The organism is Pseudonocardia alaniniphila, from assembly GCF_022524485.1.
In the GTDB taxonomy this organism is placed as follows: domain Bacteria; phylum Actinomycetota; class Actinomycetes; order Mycobacteriales; family Pseudonocardiaceae; genus Pseudonocardia; species Pseudonocardia alaniniphila.
This window is the reverse complement of record NZ_JAKXMK010000004.1, coordinates 227,446-245,162: the sequence shown is the minus strand read 5'-3', so window position 1 is coordinate 245,162 and position 17,717 is coordinate 227,446. Positions and strand designations below refer to the sequence as shown.

At 69.5% G+C, this 17,717-nt stretch carries 19 protein-coding genes; 14 read left to right on the top strand and 5 right to left on the bottom strand.

The genetic code is table 11. The features are described 5' to 3' along the window. Positions 1 to 80: 80 nt before the first annotated feature. Positions 81 to 263: a hypothetical protein gene (locus MMF94_RS05855; RefSeq protein WP_241035234.1), complete on the bottom strand. Its 183-nt coding sequence runs from the start codon at positions 261 to 263 to the stop codon at positions 81 to 83. Between the two features lie 264 nt (positions 264 to 527). Here MMF94_RS05855 and MMF94_RS05850 point away from each other — a divergent pair, with 264 nt between their 5' ends. From MMF94_RS05850 to MMF94_RS05790, 13 genes are all read left to right on the top strand, one after another. Continuing rightward, complete coding sequence (locus MMF94_RS05850) at positions 528 to 1,022, top strand: hypothetical protein (protein ID WP_241035233.1); 495 nt, start codon at positions 528 to 530, stop codon at positions 1,020 to 1,022. Between the two features lie 341 nt (positions 1,023 to 1,363). Beyond that, positions 1,364 to 1,867 (top strand): hypothetical protein, encoded by a 504-nt coding sequence (locus MMF94_RS05845; RefSeq protein WP_241035232.1) that lies wholly within the window; start codon positions 1,364 to 1,366, stop codon positions 1,865 to 1,867. A gap of 86 nt (positions 1,868 to 1,953) precedes the next feature. Then, positions 1,954 to 2,481 (top strand): SAF domain-containing protein, encoded by a 528-nt coding sequence (locus MMF94_RS05840; protein WP_241035231.1) that lies wholly within the window; start codon positions 1,954 to 1,956, stop codon positions 2,479 to 2,481. Then, the gene (locus tag MMF94_RS05835; protein WP_241035230.1) at positions 2,478 to 3,230 is read left to right on the top strand and encodes a CpaE/TadZ family protein; all 753 of its coding nucleotides are present in this window, start codon (positions 2,478 to 2,480) and stop codon (positions 3,228 to 3,230) included. The genes MMF94_RS05840 and MMF94_RS05835 overlap by 4 nt, the downstream gene beginning before the upstream one ends. Beyond that, positions 3,227 to 4,600 carry a TadA family conjugal transfer-associated ATPase gene (locus tag MMF94_RS05830; RefSeq protein ID WP_241035229.1) on the top strand — a complete coding sequence of 458 codons (1,374 nt, stop codon included), beginning with the start codon at positions 3,227 to 3,229 and terminating at the stop codon, positions 4,598 to 4,600. Before MMF94_RS05835 ends, MMF94_RS05830 begins: the two co-directional genes overlap by 4 nt. A 236-nt stretch (positions 4,601 to 4,836) precedes the next feature. Continuing rightward, positions 4,837 to 5,508: a type II secretion system F family protein gene (locus MMF94_RS05825; protein ID WP_241035228.1), complete on the top strand. Its 672-nt coding sequence runs from the start codon at positions 4,837 to 4,839 to the stop codon at positions 5,506 to 5,508. After that, on the top strand, positions 5,505 to 6,389 hold the full coding sequence (locus MMF94_RS05820) for a hypothetical protein (RefSeq protein ID WP_241035227.1): 885 nt from the start codon (positions 5,505 to 5,507) through the stop codon (positions 6,387 to 6,389). Before MMF94_RS05825 ends, MMF94_RS05820 begins: the two co-directional genes overlap by 4 nt. 21 nt (positions 6,390 to 6,410) lie before the next feature. After that, on the top strand, positions 6,411 to 6,614 hold the full coding sequence (locus MMF94_RS05815; protein ID WP_241035226.1) for a hypothetical protein: 204 nt from the start codon (positions 6,411 to 6,413) through the stop codon (positions 6,612 to 6,614). 13 nt (positions 6,615 to 6,627) lie between these two features. Next, positions 6,628 to 7,008, top strand: a complete 381-nt coding sequence (locus MMF94_RS05810) for a TadE family protein (RefSeq protein ID WP_241035225.1) — start codon at positions 6,628 to 6,630, stop codon at positions 7,006 to 7,008. Beyond that, positions 7,005 to 7,442, top strand: a complete 438-nt coding sequence (locus tag MMF94_RS05805; RefSeq protein ID WP_241035224.1) for a TadE/TadG family type IV pilus assembly protein — start codon at positions 7,005 to 7,007, stop codon at positions 7,440 to 7,442. Before MMF94_RS05810 ends, MMF94_RS05805 begins: the two co-directional genes overlap by 4 nt. Beyond that, complete coding sequence (locus tag MMF94_RS05800; protein ID WP_241035223.1) at positions 7,439 to 7,873, top strand: hypothetical protein; 435 nt, start codon at positions 7,439 to 7,441, stop codon at positions 7,871 to 7,873. The genes MMF94_RS05805 and MMF94_RS05800 overlap by 4 nt, the downstream gene beginning before the upstream one ends. Continuing rightward, entirely contained in the window at positions 7,870 to 10,971 is a 3,102-nt protein-coding gene (locus MMF94_RS05795) for a LysM peptidoglycan-binding domain-containing protein (RefSeq protein WP_241035222.1), read from the top strand. Before MMF94_RS05800 ends, MMF94_RS05795 begins: the two co-directional genes overlap by 4 nt. After that, positions 10,968 to 11,555, top strand: coding sequence for a prepilin peptidase (locus MMF94_RS05790; RefSeq protein WP_241035221.1), 588 nt, complete (start codon positions 10,968 to 10,970; stop codon positions 11,553 to 11,555). Before MMF94_RS05795 ends, MMF94_RS05790 begins: the two co-directional genes overlap by 4 nt. Here MMF94_RS05790 and MMF94_RS05785 read toward each other — a convergent pair. From MMF94_RS05785 to MMF94_RS05770, 4 genes are read right to left on the bottom strand one after another with little or no spacing between them, the layout of a single operon-like run. Then, positions 11,504 to 12,307 (bottom strand): hypothetical protein, encoded by an 804-nt coding sequence (locus tag MMF94_RS05785; protein WP_241035220.1) that lies wholly within the window; start codon positions 12,305 to 12,307, stop codon positions 11,504 to 11,506. The genes MMF94_RS05790 and MMF94_RS05785 overlap by 52 nt on opposite strands. Continuing rightward, positions 12,304 to 12,924 (bottom strand): hypothetical protein, encoded by a 621-nt coding sequence (locus tag MMF94_RS05780; RefSeq protein ID WP_241035219.1) that lies wholly within the window; start codon positions 12,922 to 12,924, stop codon positions 12,304 to 12,306. The genes MMF94_RS05785 and MMF94_RS05780 overlap by 4 nt, the downstream gene beginning before the upstream one ends. A gap of 42 nt (positions 12,925 to 12,966) precedes the next feature. After that, complete coding sequence (locus tag MMF94_RS05775; RefSeq protein ID WP_241035218.1) at positions 12,967 to 14,400, bottom strand: relaxase/mobilization nuclease domain-containing protein; 1,434 nt, start codon at positions 14,398 to 14,400, stop codon at positions 12,967 to 12,969. Next, on the bottom strand, positions 14,397 to 14,690 hold the full coding sequence (locus tag MMF94_RS05770) for a hypothetical protein (RefSeq protein WP_241035217.1): 294 nt from the start codon (positions 14,688 to 14,690) through the stop codon (positions 14,397 to 14,399). The genes MMF94_RS05775 and MMF94_RS05770 overlap by 4 nt, the downstream gene beginning before the upstream one ends. Positions 14,691 to 15,419: 729 nt before the next feature. Between MMF94_RS05770 and MMF94_RS05765 the strand changes: the two genes are divergently transcribed. Then, positions 15,420 to 17,054 carry a restriction endonuclease gene (locus MMF94_RS05765; protein ID WP_241035216.1) on the top strand — a complete coding sequence of 545 codons (1,635 nt, stop codon included), beginning with the start codon at positions 15,420 to 15,422 and terminating at the stop codon, positions 17,052 to 17,054. Positions 17,055 to 17,717 lie beyond the last annotated feature (663 nt).

The following is a 17,717-nucleotide window of genomic DNA, read 5'->3' as shown; positions in this document are numbered from 1 at the left end:
GGGGGAAGCGCGGCAGGCAGAAGTCTACGTGTTGCCGCGCCCGGAGGAGCGAGTCTGCCGGACCACCACCAGGTGGTTCGTCATCCGGCGACCAGCACCAGCCGCGCCGGCGCCGGCGCCGCCCGGTCTCCATCGGTCACTGTCTCCCCGTCGACCTGCACCCTGCCCGACCGCAGATGTTCCTCCGCCCGTTCCGGGCTCAGCCCAGCGGCGACGAGACGGTCGAGCACGGTCACGACGGTGTCGGAGGTCTCTTCGGACACGCCGGTCATTCTTCCGCGCAGATGCTCAGCTCGTACCCAACTCCGCAGACGTGCCGGAGTGACAGTCCGACACGTCGGTGGCCCCTACTCCATTTGGGGTACGAACACCCGATCAGCAACGAAGCCACAGCGCCCCTGGTAAGCCCTCCTCCTGTGATCGCGGAGCAACGCGGCAACCACGCAACGACCACAGATGGCCGCAGCATCGACCGCACTGCCACTGGGAGGAGCAACGGCATGAGGTTCCACGGAGTCATCCCGACGATGCTGCTGCTCACCGCCGTTGTCGCGGGCTGCTCGTCAGCATCTGTCGCCCCAACGGCACCGACCACACTGCCGGCCCCACCTGATCTTCCGGAGCGACAGGCCCTCGCCGCGTACGAGAATTTCTGGACAGTCACCGACGCCGCGTACGCCGCACCGAAGTCGCGTGACTGGATTCCACGGTTGCGAGAAGTTGCGACAGGACAGGCCCTGGAAACGGCGCGTGCGGACGTGGAGAACTACGCCGGCTTCCCAGCTCACTCAGTAGGCGCGATCACGCGCAGCCCGTCGCTGGGCCAGGTGTCCGACCAGCGGATCGAGATCCTCGATTGCGTCGATCTCGGCGACTCACGACTCGTCTCCGACACGACCGGGGATGTGCTCGACGATCTGGAGAACCGGGTTCCCCGCTACCGGTTTCGGGCCGAGCTAGCCAAAGTCGAGGACCGCTGGCTCGTGGAACGCACGGTGCCATTGATGGGCGAACCATGCTGACCGCTTCAGCGCTCGCCATCGTCCTTCCGTCGTTGTTGTTCACGGTCGCCAGCACGCCGGCGCCACCCGGCTGCGCCCTCATCGACGGCAAAGGAAGGTGCCTCGTTGCCGCCGTCGACCCCGGCCGACCTGGCGGTCCGCGCGATTCGGGCGACGGTTCCCCGACCCTCCAGACCCGGGCTCGGCCGAAGACAGCGAAGGTCCCGACGGCACCACAGCCACCGCCGGTTGCAGCGTTGCCGCTCGGGAACGGCGGCTGGGCTGTTGGCGAGGAACCCGCGCCCGGCGACGTTGTCGATCCGGTACCCGGGGCCAGCCGTCGAGCTGGCACTCCAGCGGTCGTGACGCCCGAAGTGCTGGCTCAGCAGGCTTTGGAGTTACTGACCCTCGAACCACCCGTTCTGCACATCTCGGCTCAGGGCGATGCATTTGTCGGGGTGCCGCTGTGGTTGTGGATCGACGACCGGGGCGCCTCTGCGGGGCCCGTATCGGCGACAGCGACGGCAGGCGCCGCAAGCGTCACCGCAGTCGGCAGGCTGACCACGGTCGAATGGACGATGGGGCCGGCGGGCGCCACGGTCAGGTGCCTAGGCCCCGGGACGCCGTGGACCGGTCAGGACGGCCCCTCACCCGACTGCGGTTACATCTACGAACAGCGCTCACTACCGGAGCGCACCGACGGCACCGGTCGCTGGACGATCACCGCGACCAGCGTGTGGACGGTGACGTGGTCGGGAACGACGAACGGCTCTCCCGTCGACGGGGAGCAGATCGTGCGCGTCTCGACTGACACGTCTCTGGCGGTCGGTGAGGTCCAGGTCTTGGTCGGCGGTGACGGCCAGTGACCGCGACCATCCCACACGCCATCGAGAATCAACCGGCGCCCAGACAACTGCGCGGTCGACGGTCGTCCCGGCTGTTGCTTCTCGGCGTGACGCTCGCAGTGACTGGGGCATTGCTCGGGGCGTTTGCCTATCGCGGTGCAGTCGCCCGCGAGGGCGTCGTGGCGACCGCCCGGCCGCTGCAGTTTGGCGCGCTCATCCAGCTCTCCGACCTCCGCGAGGTACGGCTCCCACCGGACACCGGTCTAGTGACGGTCCCGTGGAGCGAGGTCGACACGATAGTGGGCCGGCACGCGGGCACCGACCTGATGAGCGGTCAGACGCTGACGCGAGACGCCGTGACCGCCGAGGTCAGCCCGGTGCCCGGTCAAGCTGTGGTCGGGTTGTCGGTCGAGGCCGGCCACGCGCCGTCGACGTCGCTGGAGGTCCGCGACGAGGTCCTGGTGATCACCGGCGACGGGAGTCCACCACGTCGCGCGTCGGTGGTGCGGGCGGGAGATCCGGATGTCTCGGGTAGGCGCAGTATCGATGTTCTCGTCCCGCAGGCCGACTCCGAACAGCTGGCGCTCGCGGCCATCAATGGCCGGGTTGCGGTCGTGCTCGTGGGGCGGGGGTGAGCGCGGTGTTGGTCGGGCTGGTGTCGGCTAAGGGAAGTCCGGGGGTCACCACGTCTGCGCTGGCACTAGCGTCGCAATGGCCGCGGCTCGCGTTGTTTCTGGACGCGGATCCGTTCGGCGGCGATGTACGCGCCGGGCTCGGCGGCGGCGACTGGCCCCCCGCCGCGGGACTGGCGGAATTGGTCGTCGACCTTCGCAACACCAACCTGGATCAGGCGTTGAACCGGCGAGTGCACCGACCGGCACCACACGCACCGCCGGTGCTCGCCGGCTTGGGCTGCGTGGGGCAGTCGGCCAGCGTGCCGTGGTCTCAACTGGGCTCGTCGCTGGCTCGAATCCATGCGGCCGACGTCGTGGCGGATTGCGGACGCTTTGCCCTCGTCGACGGTGTCGAGCCGCTGCTTCGAACCTGCGACGCATTGGTCCTGGTCACGACGTCGTCGCTGCGCGCCGTCCGCTCCGCCGCACGGATCAGCCCTCAGTTGCAGAAGGCAGCGGGCGTGGAGCCGGGCGATCCTCGGGTGTCGCTGATGGTCGTGGCGGCCGACGAGCCTTATTCGGCGGCCGAGATCGCCGAGGGATGCCGGCTGCCACTGCTGGGTGACATGCCGAAGGACGCGGGTGCGGCCGCCGTCTGGAGCGATGGAGCGCGGCCTGGGCGGTCGTTTGCCAGGAGTGCTTTGCAGCGTACGGCGGGCCGAATGGCCGAAAGGCTGGCAGGCGTCGTGTCGTCGGGGTCGGCGACATGACCTCCACGCTGAGCGGATCTGCCCGTTCCCCTCGGGCGGATCAGGACCTGGTCCGGCGGGTGCACGCCGCGGTGCTGCAGCGGTTGGCGGACGAACCCGGACGCGACCGCCTCGATCCAGCTGATCAGCGACAGTTGGTGCTCGCCTGGATTCAGTCCGAACTCGACGCTGAGGCCCGCCGGCGCATCGCTCGTGGCGAGCCGCAGCTCGATCCCGGTGTCGAGCGGGCGGTCGTCCAGACGGTCGAGAACACGGTGTGGGGCCTCGGGCGCATCCAAGCGCTGCTTGATCTGCCGGATGTCGAGGACATTCACATCACCGGCTGCGATGTACCGGTTCTGCGCATGACCGATGGCTCGGTACGCGCTGCTGATGGGCCCATCGCGGATACTGACGCCGATCTCGTGCAGCAGGTGCAGTACATCGCGGCTCACCACGGCAGCTCGGAGCGGGCGTTCTCCCCCGCGCAGCCGTGTCTGAACATGCAGCTCCCCGATGGCTCGCGGCTTGCCGCGATGCGCGAGGTCGTCCCGCGCCCGATCGTGACGATTCGCAAGCACAGGCTTGTCGACATATCGCTGCGGGATCTCGTCCGTCTCGACACCATTTCGCCCACGCTGGCTCGCTTCCTTGCCTCACTGGTGAGGGCCCGCTTGAGCATTCTTGTGACGGGGACTCCGGCGTCCGGGAAGACGACCTTGCTGCGGGCGTTGGCTCGGGAGATCGATCCCCGGGAGCGGTTCGCCACGCTGGAGACCGAGTTCGAGCTGAACCTGCACCGCCTCCCGAACCGGCCCCCGCTGCTCTACGCCGCGGAGTGCCGCTCCGGCTCAACCGAGCGCGATCCGGCCACCGGACGTCCGGCCGGGGAGATGACCCTGTCGGACCTGCTGCACCAGACGCTGCGCATGTCGGTCACGCGCGTGATCGTCGGAGAGGTGCGCGGGGAGGAAGCGCTCCCGATGCTCGAGGCGATGAACGCAGGGATGCCCGGCTCGATGTGCACGCTGCACGCGGGATCCGCGGCCGAGGCCTTCGAACGGCTGGTCACCGCGACGATGAAGGCAGCCGGCTCGGGCTGGTCGGACTCGTTCGTCACCCGACTCGCCGCCCAAGGCATCGACTACGTCGTACACATGCGCCAGGCCACGATCCCCGGTGGACGCAGGACCCGGGTCGTGTCTGAGGTCGCGGAAGTGACCTCGCTGGGTGAGAACGGTGGCGTGGCGATGAACCGCGTGTTCGCCGCTGCTCAGGCCGGTGACCCAAGGGCCCATTTTCAGCTGATGCCCCAGAACCGGCGTCCCTTCGAGGAAGCCGGAATCGAGCTGGGATTCCTCCAGAACGTGACCGACGGATGGCAGCGATGACACTCGTCGAGCTGGCCGCCGCGGCCGCGGGAGGCTGTCTAGCCCTGGCTGCCACTCTGCTCATCGTCGGCTTCCGGTTCCAACCGCCCGCGTCTCCCCAGCCCGCTGTCCCCGCACGCTCGTGGGTTCGTCGTCTCAAACGCGCGTGGGCCGCGACGGCAAATCCGGCCCACTCACGTCTCCAGCGCAGGCGACGCGTACTGGGGTGGTTGGTCGCGGCGACGGTGGTGTGGGCGGTGACCGGATGGCCGGTAGCCGGGCTCGCGACGCTCGCGACCGGGCTGTGGCTGCCGTGGCTGCTCGGTTCGGCGCGCCTGGTTCAGGAACGGATAGACACCCTGGAGGCGCTCGAGACCTGGTGCCGCCGGATGGCCGACACGCTCGCCGGGGGCGGCGCGATCGGCCTCGCCCAGGCCATCGTGACGTCTGCCGCACGGGTCGATGGGCCGGTCGCGGCCCCTGTGCGCACGTTGGCGCGCCGCTTGCAGCTCGATCAGGGACACCCGGGGGCGGCCCTGCGTGAGTTCGCGGACGCCATCGACGACCGCACCGGTGATGCCGTGGCCGCGGCGCTGCTGCTCGCGCTGCATCAGCAGAGCACCGGGGTCGCGCGGGTGTTGCGTCAGCTCGCCGACGGGGTCGCCCGCGATATCCGCGCGCGCCGCGACATCGAGGCCGCCCGCGCAGAGTCCCGCCAGTCGCTGCGCATGCTGCTGATCATCCAGGTGGGACTGCTCGTGCTGCTGGCCCTCACCCCGGCGTTCGCCGCCCCGTACAGCACCCCGATCGGGCAGACGGTCATGGCGTTGTTGCTGGCCGGAACCATCGCGCTGCTGGTCTGGATGCGCCGGCTGTCACTCGGCCGCCGCGCGCCGCGCTTCCTCGGCGAAACGGCAGGCACATCATGACCGCTGGACTGCCTCTCGTTCTGCTCGCCGGGGCATTGATCGGCACCGCCGCTGCCCTGGTCATCGCTGCTATCACCCACCGCCACCCGATGCTCGCCGATGCCCTCGCCGCCCTCGACGAGCGAACGCCCCTACCGGCGTTGCCCGAGCGTGGGAGCCGGTCGCGGCTGCTGCTGCCGATTCTTCGGCGGCTCCCGATCGCGGTCGCTGACGGCGATCTCGAGCTGCTCGGCCTCGGTCGCGACCGGTTCCTGATCGGCGCCGCGTCGTCCGCGCTGAGTCTTGCCGCCGCGGGTCCGGTACTCGGCGGTGTTCTCGCGGTGCTCGATATCGGGATCCCCTTGGTGGTGCCGACGGGGCTCGGCGTCGTGGGGCTTCTCGTCGGCTGGACCAGCCACGCCCGCCGTATCCAGGAGCGTGCCGATCAGGCGCGTGACGAGTTGCGGTCCGCGCTGGTCTCCTACCTTCAGCAGGTCGGTCTGTTGCGCCGCGGCGGCGCCGGGGTGTCCACCGCTCTGACCGTTCCCGGGATGCTGCTCACCGACAGCTGGGCGATGCGACGCCTACGCGACGAGCTCGACCTCGCCCAACGCGCCGGCGAGATGCCCTGGGACGGGCTGCGCCGGTTCGGCGAACGCGTGGACATCGACGAACTCACCGACCTGTCCACCATCGCCGCAACCGCCGGGCAGGACGGCGCCGCGGTGGTCGGCACCCTGCTCGCTCGCGCGGAGAGCCTCAGCGACGAGCTGCTGGCCGACGAGCACGCCGCCGCCCATCGGGCCAGCGGGCAGATGAGCACCCCCGGGGCGCTGCAGGTCTTCCTCATCGCAGCGTGGGTTCTTTTCCCGGCAGGTACCGCGCTGTTGACCAGCGTCTGACAACACTCTGGAGGTCCGATCATGAACCTGCTCGCCACCCGGGCCCGCGCCCGGCTGATGGAGCTCGCGTGGACCGTTCGCGCCCGGATCGGTCAGGTCGACGAGCGCGGTGGAGGCCGCAACACCGACGAGGGTTTCCACATCTCAGCGGGCGCCATCATCGCCGGCACCATCGCAGCCGGCGTCGGGGCGTTCGTCGCCAACAAGCTCGGCGTCCTCAAGTAACCCGGGCCCGGTCGTGGACGAGCGCGGCGGGGCCGCCAGCGTTGAGATGGCGCTGTTGTGGGGCGCGGTGATCCTGTTGATCCTCGCTGTCGTCCAGGTCGCCCTCCTGTTCTTCGCTGGGCAACTTGCCCTGACCGCGGCACAGGACGGGCTGCGCTCTGGACGCTATTACGGCGCCGAATCCATCATCGCGACCGCTCAACGCGACGCCAGCGACTTTCTCTCGCGGGCTGCCGGCACGACCCTGACCGACGTCACCGTGACCGCCAGTGTGGACGAAGGTGTCGGGCTGCTGCGGGTTCGGGTGGAGGGTACCGGGCTCTCCCTCATCCCGGGTGTTCCCCTGCAGGTGTCTCGAGAGGCTGTGGGCGGACTCGAACGGGTCGTGCCATGACGGCGGCGATCGCCATCGATGAGCGGGGCGGGAGCGCATCGGTCGAGGCAGCGATCCTCTCGATCGTGATCGGGCTGCTCATCGCGCTGGCGGTGGCGGGGGGCCGACTCGCGGCCGCCGAGGCTGGCGCTGATCACGCCGCCCGCTCGGCGGCCAGGGTGGCGTCGCTGCACCGCGGCGAGACGACAGCCGTGACGGCCGCGCGGGAGGCTGCCGCGGCCAGCCTGGCCGAGCAAGGGCTGCGCTGCCAGGCGCTGGACGTCGCCGTGGATACGTCTGAATTTGCTCGTCCCATCGGCAGTCCGGCGTCGGTGAGCGCCGCGGTCCGATGCGAGGTCACCTGGGCCGACCTTGGCCTCCCCGGTGCACCGGGCAGCCGCACCGTTGCGTCGATCTTCACCAGCCCCATCGACCAGTGGCGCGAACGCACGTGACCACGCACCCACGGCACACATCGGAGCGGGGCGGCGGCGCGGTCAGCGCACCGATGGCGATCGTGGTGATCGCGTTGTTCGTCGTCATCGGGCTCGGCATCGACGGGGTCCGCGCCGCACAGGGGCTTGCCAACGCCGACGCGATCGCCGAGGAAACCGCCCGAACCGCCGCCCAGAGCCTTGACACCGCCGCGCTGCGCCGCGGCACCGCCGCCGTCGACCCCACCAGGGCGATCGCCGCGGCACGCACATACCTCGCCGCGGCCGGCGTCGACGGGACCGTCACGGTGGTCGCACCCCAGCGGGTCCGGGTGCAGGTCCGGATCACCCGTCCGACGGTGCTTCTCGGCCTGCTCGGCCAGGCCGAGATCGTCAGCGAGGGCACCGCGGACGCACAGCTTGTGGCGATACCACCAGGAGGAGCGCCATGATCACACTCCGTCGGTTCGCTACCGGCTTTGCTGCGGCCGTAGCGGTTGTCGCGATCTTGTTCGGCGTTCCGCTCCTGCTGTGGTTGCTCGCCCGACAGCTCCTCCTCACCGTGCCGCTATCCGGGTTATCCCCCGTTGATCTGCTGTTGCGTCCCGACGACGGCACCCTCCTCATGGCGTTCCTCCTCCTGGTCGGGTCCTGCGCGTGGCTGGTCCTGGCCGTCTCGATCATTGCTGAGCTGATCGCCACGCTGGCGCATCGGACGGCTCCCCGGATCGACCTGCCGGGATTTCGGCTGGGCCGCAGCATCGCCGCCGCGCTCGTGGCGGCCATGCTCGGCGCCAGCCCCGCCATCGCCGCACCCGTAACCGCAGTGGCCCTCACAACCGTCAGCTCCGACGTCGCGTCCAGCACGCCAGCGGCGAGCCGACCCGACCGAACGGGGCCGGTTCACATCGTCAAGCCCCGCGACACGCTGTGGCGGATCGCCGAGACCACGCTGGGCGACCCATTGCGCTGGCGCGAGATCTACGACCTCAACGTCGGGCGAACCCAACCCGACGGCGGCCGGCTGACCCAGGCATCCGTGCTCACCGTCGGGTGGCAACTCATCCTGCCCGCCAACGCCCGCGCGACGATCCGGGTCGAGCCCGGCGACACCCTGACCCAGCTGGCCAGCGAGTACCTGGGCGATCCCACCCGCGCGGACGAGCTCTTTGCAGCGAACACCGCCACCCCGCAGCCCGGAGGTGTCGTGCTCGAACAACCCGATCTGCTCCAACCCGGCTGGACACTGTTCCTGCCCGAAACCCCACCGCAGAACACCGAGCCCACACCCGCCCCGCTGGCACCGAATTCCTCACCGCCCACCGACACCGCGCCCGAGCCCGTCGAGCCACCCCAGAGCCCGCCCCCGCCTCCGACGGCCTCGACTGAGGTGCGCACCTCAGCTCCCAGCCCCCCACCATCCGCACCTGCGGCAACACCCGTTCCGCCAGCTACGAACAGCGACAGCACGGGCCCCGCGTTGACCATTGCGGCGCTCGGCGTGTCGTCGCTCGTGGTGGGTGGCCTTCTCACGAGGCTGGCGGTCCGGCGGCGCCGTCAGCTCCGACACCGCCCTGCGCGCCACCGGATCCCGGTCCCCGCCGACGTGCCTGGCCGCATCGAGTGGTCAGCGAACACCGACACACCCACCGCGGCCACGGCTCGCCTGGATCTCGCGCTCCGGTCACTTGGCCTCGCCAACTACCACGGGATCTCGCTACCGATCCTGCAATCGGTCCGGCTGACGGACGTGGACGCGTTGATCACCCTCGCGGCCCGGGCCGGGATGCCGCCGCCGTTCGTGGCGGTCGGAGAGCACGACGACTGGACGCTTGGTGCCGACGACCCGCTTCCCGTCCCCGCCGAGGAGGCATCCGGTCGGTGCGCACCATTCCCCACCCTGGTATCGATCGCCACCGACCACGACCGCACCCTGCTCATCGACCTGGAGCAACGCGCTGTGCTCCGCGTCGGCGGTAACCGATCCCGGGCCAGAGCGCTCCTGCGTCACATCGCCGCCGAGCTCGCCACCAGTCGCACCGCGGAAGACACCGAAGTGCTCCTCGTCGACCTCGGCGACGACCTGGAAGCGCTGAACCCGGACCAGCTTCGCGCGATGCCCGACCTCGACACCGCCCTGACCGAAATCGAGGACCGCGCCGCAGCCACCGCCGCCGCGGCGGAACGGCTCGGGATCGAGTCCGTCGTGGAAGGAAGGCTGCGCGATGTCGCCGCAGACTCCTGGCTGCCCACCGTCCTGCTCATCGGGCATGAACCCGGGGAGCGAGAGCGTGTCCGGCTCGACGCGCTCGAGGCCACCACACCCGGAACCACCGCGGTGTCCATCGTCGTACTAGATCCCTCCAACGCCACCCTTCTCATCGGGGATGACGGCACCCTCGCGCTACCCGACATCAACGATGGCCCCTGGCGCGTCGCACAGCTCACCGAGCACGCCGGCACCCACCTGGCCGCGATCCTCGGCCCGACAGACGAGCCCGCACTTCCGGTCGGGCCTGCCCAGGACCCGCAGCCGTGGGCGGCAGGGATGCAGGAGGACGGATCGCTCCGCGACGTGATCAACGAACCAGCGGAAGACGACGAGGAGGAGCCGGAAGCACCAGCAGCTGCCAGCGCGACGCCTACTCCGCCGGCACCCCCGGCCGATCCGGAGGCGGCGCGACGCTTGGCCATCGTGGAGCACCAGGACCCGCATCTCGACGCCGACCTCGCCGCCTGGCATCACGACGGCCCGCCGTCCGTCCCGATGATCGCGATCCTCGGCGAGCCGACCGTCCGGGCGCCCGGGACCACGCCGACCGCACGACCCAGTTGGTTCGCCGAGGTGCTGGTCTACCTGAGCCTGCATCCCGCCGGCGTCACCGCGGCCAAGGCCGTCACCGACCTCTGGCCCGACGGCCACCGGATCAGCCCCGCCACCATCCGCCACGCCTTCTACGGCGCCCGCCGCTGGGCCGGCCGCGGCCTGGCCGGCGACCCGAAGGCCACCTTCGTCAGCGACATGCAAAACGACAGCACCTACCGCCTGCGCGGACACCTGCTCGACTGGGACCTGTTCCGCCGGCTCCGCAAACGCGGGCAGGCCCGCCGCGAGGCAGGCCACCCTGAAGCCGTTACCGACTACGAGGCCGCCCTCGCCCTCGTCCGCGGTCCGGTGCTCAGCGCGCTCCGCCCCGGCGGGTACGCGTGGCTGAACAACCACGACCAGCGCCACGACCTGCAGATCCCCGGCTTCATCGTCGACGCCGCCCACGAACTCGTCGACATCGCCCTCGCCGAAGGCGACACCGCGCTCGCCCGACGAGCCGCCGAGCAGGCCCGGCTGGTCGACATCGACGTGGCCTTCGACCGGCCCCTCACCGACCTGATGCGCATCGCCCACGCCGAGGACAACCGCGCCGAACTCGAGCTCTACGCAACCCTGCTGCTTGACGCTCGCGGCTTCGAGGTGCCCGAAGAACTGGCCTCGGACAGCTTCGCTGTGCTCAACAAACTGCTTCCCGCCGGCCCGCGACGGCCCCGAACATGACATACGCGCCGATCGCCGCCAGCGTCGCGGCGGCGACGCTGGGGCCCACCGCGCTCCTGCTCGCCCGCCAGCGGATGCACAGCCCGTGGGCGCCGGGGATCAGCGAGACCGCCGCGGTCGCCGCCATTACCGGCATCGGGTTCGCCCTCGTCCTGTACGGGCCGCAACCAGCAGCCGTCCTCGTGCCTCTCGTGCTGCTCGGTCCGGCCGCTGCAATCGTTGATGCCCGCGAGGGCCGCCTTCCCGATCTGCTCACCGGTCCCCTGCTGGGGACCACCGTCCTCGTCGCCCTGGGGTCCGGCTCGGCCGGCCTCCGCGGCATCGCCGTCGCCGCATTCGCGACGGCCGGCGCCAGCCTGGTCGCGACGCTGCCGGGTGCCATGCTCGGCTGGGGCGACGTCAAGCTGATCCCGACCTTGACGATCGTGGTCAGCCACCAAAACGCCCTGCTCGAGGGCCTGATCCACGCGGTGCTGCTGGTCGCCGTCACCGCCGTGATCGTCGGTCTGCGCGAGCGTCGCAGCGTCGTCCCCTACGGCCCGGCGCTCGTCTTCGGGACACTCGGCGCGGCGGCGGGCCTCTGAATGCCCCACCGGCGTCCAGCTGGATGCTGCGCACCACGAACGACCGGCCGCACCACCCGGCGGGCGACAGCCGATGGGGCACGCTTGGTGCCGGCAGGAGGCTGCACAATCGACGGAGCATCCAGGTTGAACCCGCCGAAGCGAGCCCGGATCGCGGCATCGGTCCGCCGGTTCACCCCGCGCAAGGCCCGCGCAACTACACGATCGTCAGCTCTCTCAGGGTTGAGCCGTTCGACGAACGTCGCGAGATCAATCTGGTTCGGCAATTTCGGTACTGCGACTGGCTCCTTCGTCACCGCCCACGGCCCCAGTTCCTCGACCGGTCTGGTGAGCAGATGGGAGCGAAGTGCTTCCGCCAATTCGCGCGTGTCAGCAGCGGCACCTACCGCCCCGATCCCTGGGACCTGGCCAACCACGGCCCACCCGTGCCCGCCCACGCCCGCGAGCGACACGACGTCGGCCGACCGCGGCCCCGTGCTCAAAAGCTCCCGCGCCGTCGCGTACGTGGCCGCGTCCAGCGGTCGGGGCAGCCGGCCACTCGGCGTGGGCTCGGTCGCGCCGAACGCGGTGTCCAGGGCCGTCGCCGCACCAGCCAGATCCCGGACCGCCTCCGCTCGAGCTGCCCGACCCGCCCAGCCACGTTCACTGCTGCGATGGCGCGCCAGGCTTTCGGCGATGTAGGTGGCGATGTGCGCGAGCTGGTAGGTCTCGTAGCCGCCCAACGCGAGCAACGGATAGTCCGACGCGGTCACTGGAGCGCACCCCCAGCGCTGTACGGAGTTCGTGCTTGAACCGGCGGAGAAGGACGTGCAGTCCCGATCCGCGATTCGGCGCCGCGGGTACGTGCGGGCGTCCTGACCGGCGCGGGGAAAATGCGGGCCGCGGCGAGTTCGGCTTGTTCGCGAGGTGTCAATGTCCACGGCCGGTAGAACGAGGCCACCGCGAGCTCCTCAGCCCGGCGGAACGCCATCGCAGTGGAATGAAACGCACCCCGATCACGAACATCGAACAGCACACGTCCGAGCGTGACGCGAAGGTAGCTCGGGCGACCCACCGGTCGTTCCAGGCGCGCGACAGCCGGTGGACAGTCACGAGCCTCGAACATGACCGCGGGCTCAGAGGTGCCTGCGATAGGAGCAACCTTGCTCAGGTCGGTCTCCCTAGGAAGAAACAACGAAGCAGGACCGGCGTCATTCCATGTGCGCGCGAACTTCGCCACGGTTTCGGAATCGTGCATGTAAAGCAGCGCCGCCCCGACACGCACGCTCACCGCGGCACCGTCGGTATTGGGCCGATGCACCTTCACCGTGGTGTCCTGCCGACCGACAAGCGTGACGATCACGCTGACCGACTGCCGATTCCGCTGCATCCTTCTCCGCCTCCGAGAGACATCCTGGGCGCGACATGCGGATCAGCCGCGCGGCTGTCCGGAGCGTCGCGGCGCAGGCAGATCGCGCCGTGGTCGATGCGTGACCATCTCGTGGCCCGGCACCTCAGTCGCGGACGCTGGCGACATCGTTCTAGTCTCGGCCCAGCTGGTGGCCATGCCCGCCGCACTCAGTGACGCAGCGGCCTGGTGCTCCCGGCCTTGCTCCCGCTGCCACGCAGCCACCTCGCGCAACAAGGCCGCCAAAGCCAAGACCAACGCAACCATCGCCGGCCCGCCATCATTCGTAGATCCGAACGTTCCGCGGCGGCGACGGACCAGCTGGCGCGCAACTCGCCGAAGCCCCGCCCCCGACCGCCCCAACCGCACACCTGCACCACGCGGCGGTCGGGCACCACGGTCGAACGCATCCGCAGCGGAGCTCAGCCCATCCCCATATCCAGCCAGTGCGGTCAGCACATCCCGGGTGGCGTGGGCGATCCCGTCGGGGTCCTCGTGACCTCGACCGCTGCGCGCGCCACCTACCGCGACACGAGCCCGCTCGACCCGCCGTCGCGCGGCCGCCATCGGCGCTGCCGCCTCCGGCCCCTCCGCCGCCTCGTCCCAGGCCCGCATCAACCGTGGCAGCGACAGATCCGGCGCTACCTTGCTCCCGCTGTAGAACACCGGCTCGCCCGACGCAGTCATGTCTCCTCGACGAGCAACCTTGTACCCCAGCGGATCACCCGACGGCGCCCGCCGCAGCTCCACGAGATAACCCGCCTCCTCGAGCGCCGCGACGAACGCGACCGGACCATCGGCAGCGACAGCTGCGACGCGCACCGCCCGAGCCAGCTCGACCCGTGCCGGCTCCCTGCCCTGCCGGCGAGCCTTCTCGATCTCCCCTCGCCCCGGTGCACGTGCCGCCGTCCCATCCGCGGCAGCAGTCGCCGTCAGGCCCAAGCGCTGTTCGATCCGCTGCGCGGTCTCCCTGAGCCGCGGGTAGTCCCGGCTCGGCCAGAACCTGCGACAGCTGTCCTGCCGCACCAGCACCACCGCAATATGGACATGGTCATCGGCATGCCGAATCGCCACCCACCGGGGCCCGCCCGCGTCCCCATGCGTAGCGACGCCGGCGCCATCGAGTAGCTCGCGTGCGACAGACGCCCACTCCGCGTCCGACAGCACCCGATCACCCGCCGCGACCCGCGCCGAGCAATGCCACACATACCCACGCTTACCGTCCACGTCCCGCTCCGGCAGACCGGCCGCGACAGCGGGCGCCCGCACTGCGCGGATCAGCGGGCCCAAGTCCCGGTCGAATTCCCCCGGCCCGGTCTGCGCCGGCTGCCAGCCCGCATCCCGCCCGTCCCAACTGGCGATCACCCGCGGCCGCACATGCTCCTGAGCCCGCCCCGGCCCCATCAAATAAGCAACCAGCCCACCGACCCGCCAGCCATGCACCACCTTCGTAATCACCGACGGCCCCGCTCCAACTCCGCCACAACGAGGTCGATCGCCGCGTCCAACCGCGCGAGCAGACACACCACACGTTCGGCAACCTCGACGCCGTCCGAACCGACCACCTGCCCAGCGAGCGCGACGTCAGCATGCAGCCGCAGCAAATCCGGAAGCCCGACCGATGTGCTAACGCCGCCTTCTGCCGCCTCGAGCGCGGCCTGCCCGACCCAGGCACCAACCGCAAGGCCAGCAAGCGCCGCACGATCTCGGACCAACCCCAGTTCGGGACCAGAGAACCGGACAACCACCTGCCGACGCCGTGGCACCGACGTCCGCGCCCGACGCCGCCGGGCTCCGCCGGACGGTTCCTCGTGGGTGCGCTCCACAAGTCCCGCACTCGACACTTCGCAGGCTATCGATCCGTGGTCGCCCAACGCCGCAGTTGCCCCGACCGACTACATGGAGACCGCAGACAGGAGTGCTTCATCTGGCAGCACGAGAAGATTCAATCGCTTTGGTGCCAACAAGTCAGACTGCTAGCTCGGATTCCGCACAGTCGCACCAGACCGCTGCTGACAGCGCATCTGCTCGAACGCGGTCTCAACCGTTGCGCCCAAGCCCATCGGGCCTCGACGACCTGCTGCTCCCACCTTGCCGAGCTGTCCGCCGCACGCTCCTAACCAACGCGGTCGCGAGAGAAGCCCCAGGCCAACGTGCGGAGTCTCGAGAGAGAACCGACAGGAAATACGATCGGGGGCCTGCACCACCCGCATCAGTCCTCGCACCGCCTGCCCCCGTTGTCCCGCCTGCGTACCCAGACGATCGCCCTCACTCCGGACGCGCCCGCAATGATCACCGGATGCGGACGGATGGTGGAGTGGTAGCAGGACCTCAGGCGGCGGCCGCACCGGGCACCGGGACGCGCACGCGGGCCCACGCACCTCTCACCCGATCGCAATCTCGAGCTCGTCCACAGCCCGCAGCGATCACCGGACCAGCGGTGCCGTCGTCAAATGTCACGTGATGAGGTGACTCCTGTGAGTGACCGGATGGGGTCGATCTGGGACGGGATGGCTGGGCATGCCGTCGGCAGGAGCCGAGCTCGCGAGCAGCAACAGCGGCGCCAGGACGGCATCCTCCAGCAGCACGCGCACGAGCGACGACGAGTCGAGGACATCACAAACCGGACCGAACGAGCCGAGCAGGCAAGAGATCTGCGGGCACGACAGGAAGCGGATGCAGCCCGCTTCGATGCCCACTCGAAGGCGGAACGCGACCAACTCACCGGGCTCTTGCGCGCCGCCGCCGCCGAGCCCGCCCGGGACCTGGCACATTTCCGTCGCACCCTTCCAGAGGAACGGCCCCCCACACTCGACGACGTCGCCGCTCCACCTCGGCCACAGTGGTCGCAGTACGCTCCCCCGCCTCCCGGCTTGTTCGGGCGCCGACGTTATGAGCGCGCCCTCGTCGTCGCACGTGCCGAGCTCGACGCCGCGCTCGCCCACCACGACGAGACACTCGAGAGAGCCCTCACCGACTTGACCCGGAAGTACGAGATTCGGACTGCGCAGCGACGACGCGAGCACGAGGCGAAATGGGACGCCATCGCCGTGGCGGTGTCCTCGGCCGACCCGGAAGAGGTCAGCAATCTCGCCGGCATGATCCTGGAATCGTCCCCGGCGGTACGCGGCCTGCTAGAGGGCGGTCGAGCTACGTACGAAGCAGCGGCCCGCGAACTCGTACTGGAGATCGACATTCCGGACACGGATGTCGTTCCTTGTGAGCGCAGCTGGAAATACGTCGCCGCCCGAAAAGCTGTCGAGCAGGTGAAATGGCGCGCCGCGGATGCCGCCGACATATACGCCGGCATGGTCGCACAGCTCATCCTGGCGGTCCTCGACGGGTGCTTCCGCGGCATATCACCAGAGTCCGTCGACGCGATCTCCGTAAACGGCCACGTCCGCACCACCGACCCGGCGACAGGTCGCCCGGATCATCCGTGCCTGGTCACCGTGACGACGGACCGCGCAACCTTCACCGACCTCGACCTGCTACATCCAAAGCTCGACTCCAAGGCGTGTCTGCGCAAGCTCGGTGCCGAGATGTCCCCGCATCCGCATGACCTCGAGCATATCGAGCCGATCGTCAATTTCGAGATGGCCAAATACAGGATCGCGCACGGGCCGGAAGCCCTGGCCAAGCTCGACCACCGGATGGACCTGCTGGCCATGAACCCGTACGAGTTCGAACGGCTGGTGCGGGACCTGTTCGCGAAAATGGGATACGACACGTGGCGAACCGAATCATCTCGCGACGACGGAATCGACGCCGTGGCCACTAAGTCCGACCCGCACATGCCCGTCGAATGCATCGTTCAAGCCAAGCGATTCCGGGGAGCCGTGGCACCGAAGGAAGTGCAGGCGTTAATGGGCGCGATGGCGGAGAAACCTACAGCGACCCACGGCTATCTCGTCACGACCTCGTGGCTAAGCCCCCGGTCCCGGCAGCGCGCCCGCAGCCAGCGCATCCACACCATCGAGCGGAACCAACTCGCCTCGATGATCAAAAAACTGCTCGGAATTGACGTCGTCATCTCGAACGAGCCGCCAGCGAATCGCCACCGCGAAGCAAAGTCACCTCACCAAAGCCGAACCTCAACCTCAACTCCCTAGCCGTGCCCCAGCCATCACGTTGCGGCATGCGGCTGGCCGTGGTCTTGCCGTGCAGGCGGCGCTAGTGCGTTGGTTGCTGCAGTGCTCCAGCCAGAATGGCAGGCCACTGCTCGGACGGCCGAACCCGTCCGGTGCCGACCAAGAACTACGACCTCGTCAGTGGACTGTGCGACCTGGTCCTCTGCGCCGCGACCAGCCGCAGCCCGACTCCGGCTGCGTCACTGACGACCACAACGCGTCCCCTGGTCCCTGCTGGCATCGGCGCTAGCACTCACAGCTACGCCGACCCTCTCAACTATCACCCGTTTGGCGTCGGAACGTTCTCTGCGCTCACGCCGACATGGTCGTGAGACTTCGGACGGATCACGAGACGCGATACGGGAGGCGCACCGTCATGACTGCAAGAGACCTCTCCGAACCGGACGACCTCCTGTCGGCCGGGATCCCGCCGCTGGTCACGGACATCGTCAACTCGAAGACTCAGCATCGCCAGCACGAAGATGGCCTCGTTTGGCTGATCCGATCGCCGCTGCAGCCGACAATCGGCTCCGGACGCGGGCTAGCTGCGCTAGACGCTTTTGGGTGCAGCAGAGCGGATGAGACAGCTCGCGTGCGAACTGGTCACGATCGGAGGGGTAAGGCAGTGGTCGGCCGACAGGTCAC

Bases quoted from the DNA above. Each gene is read 5' to 3' on its own strand.
- MMF94_RS05850 (WP_241035233.1), top strand. From the start codon at position 528: ATGCTGCTGCTCACCGCCGTTGTCGCGGGCTGCTCGTCAGCATCTGTC.
- MMF94_RS05815 (WP_241035226.1), top strand. From the start codon at position 6,411: ATGAACCTGCTCGCCACCCGGGCCCGCGCCCGGCTGATGGAGCTCGCG.
- MMF94_RS05795 (WP_241035222.1), top strand. From the start codon at position 7,870: ATGATCACACTCCGTCGGTTCGCTACCGGCTTTGCTGCGGCCGTAGCG.
- MMF94_RS05790 (WP_241035221.1), top strand. From the start codon at position 10,968: ATGACATACGCGCCGATCGCCGCCAGCGTCGCGGCGGCGACGCTGGGG.
- MMF94_RS05830 (WP_241035229.1), top strand. From the start codon at position 3,227: ATGACCTCCACGCTGAGCGGATCTGCCCGTTCCCCTCGGGCGGATCAG.
- MMF94_RS05820 (WP_241035227.1), top strand. From the start codon at position 5,505: ATGACCGCTGGACTGCCTCTCGTTCTGCTCGCCGGGGCATTGATCGGC.
- MMF94_RS05780 (WP_241035219.1), bottom strand. From the start codon at position 12,924: ATGCAGCGGAATCGGCAGTCGGTCAGCGTGATCGTCACGCTTGTCGGT.
- MMF94_RS05805 (WP_241035224.1), top strand. From the start codon at position 7,005: ATGACGGCGGCGATCGCCATCGATGAGCGGGGCGGGAGCGCATCGGTC.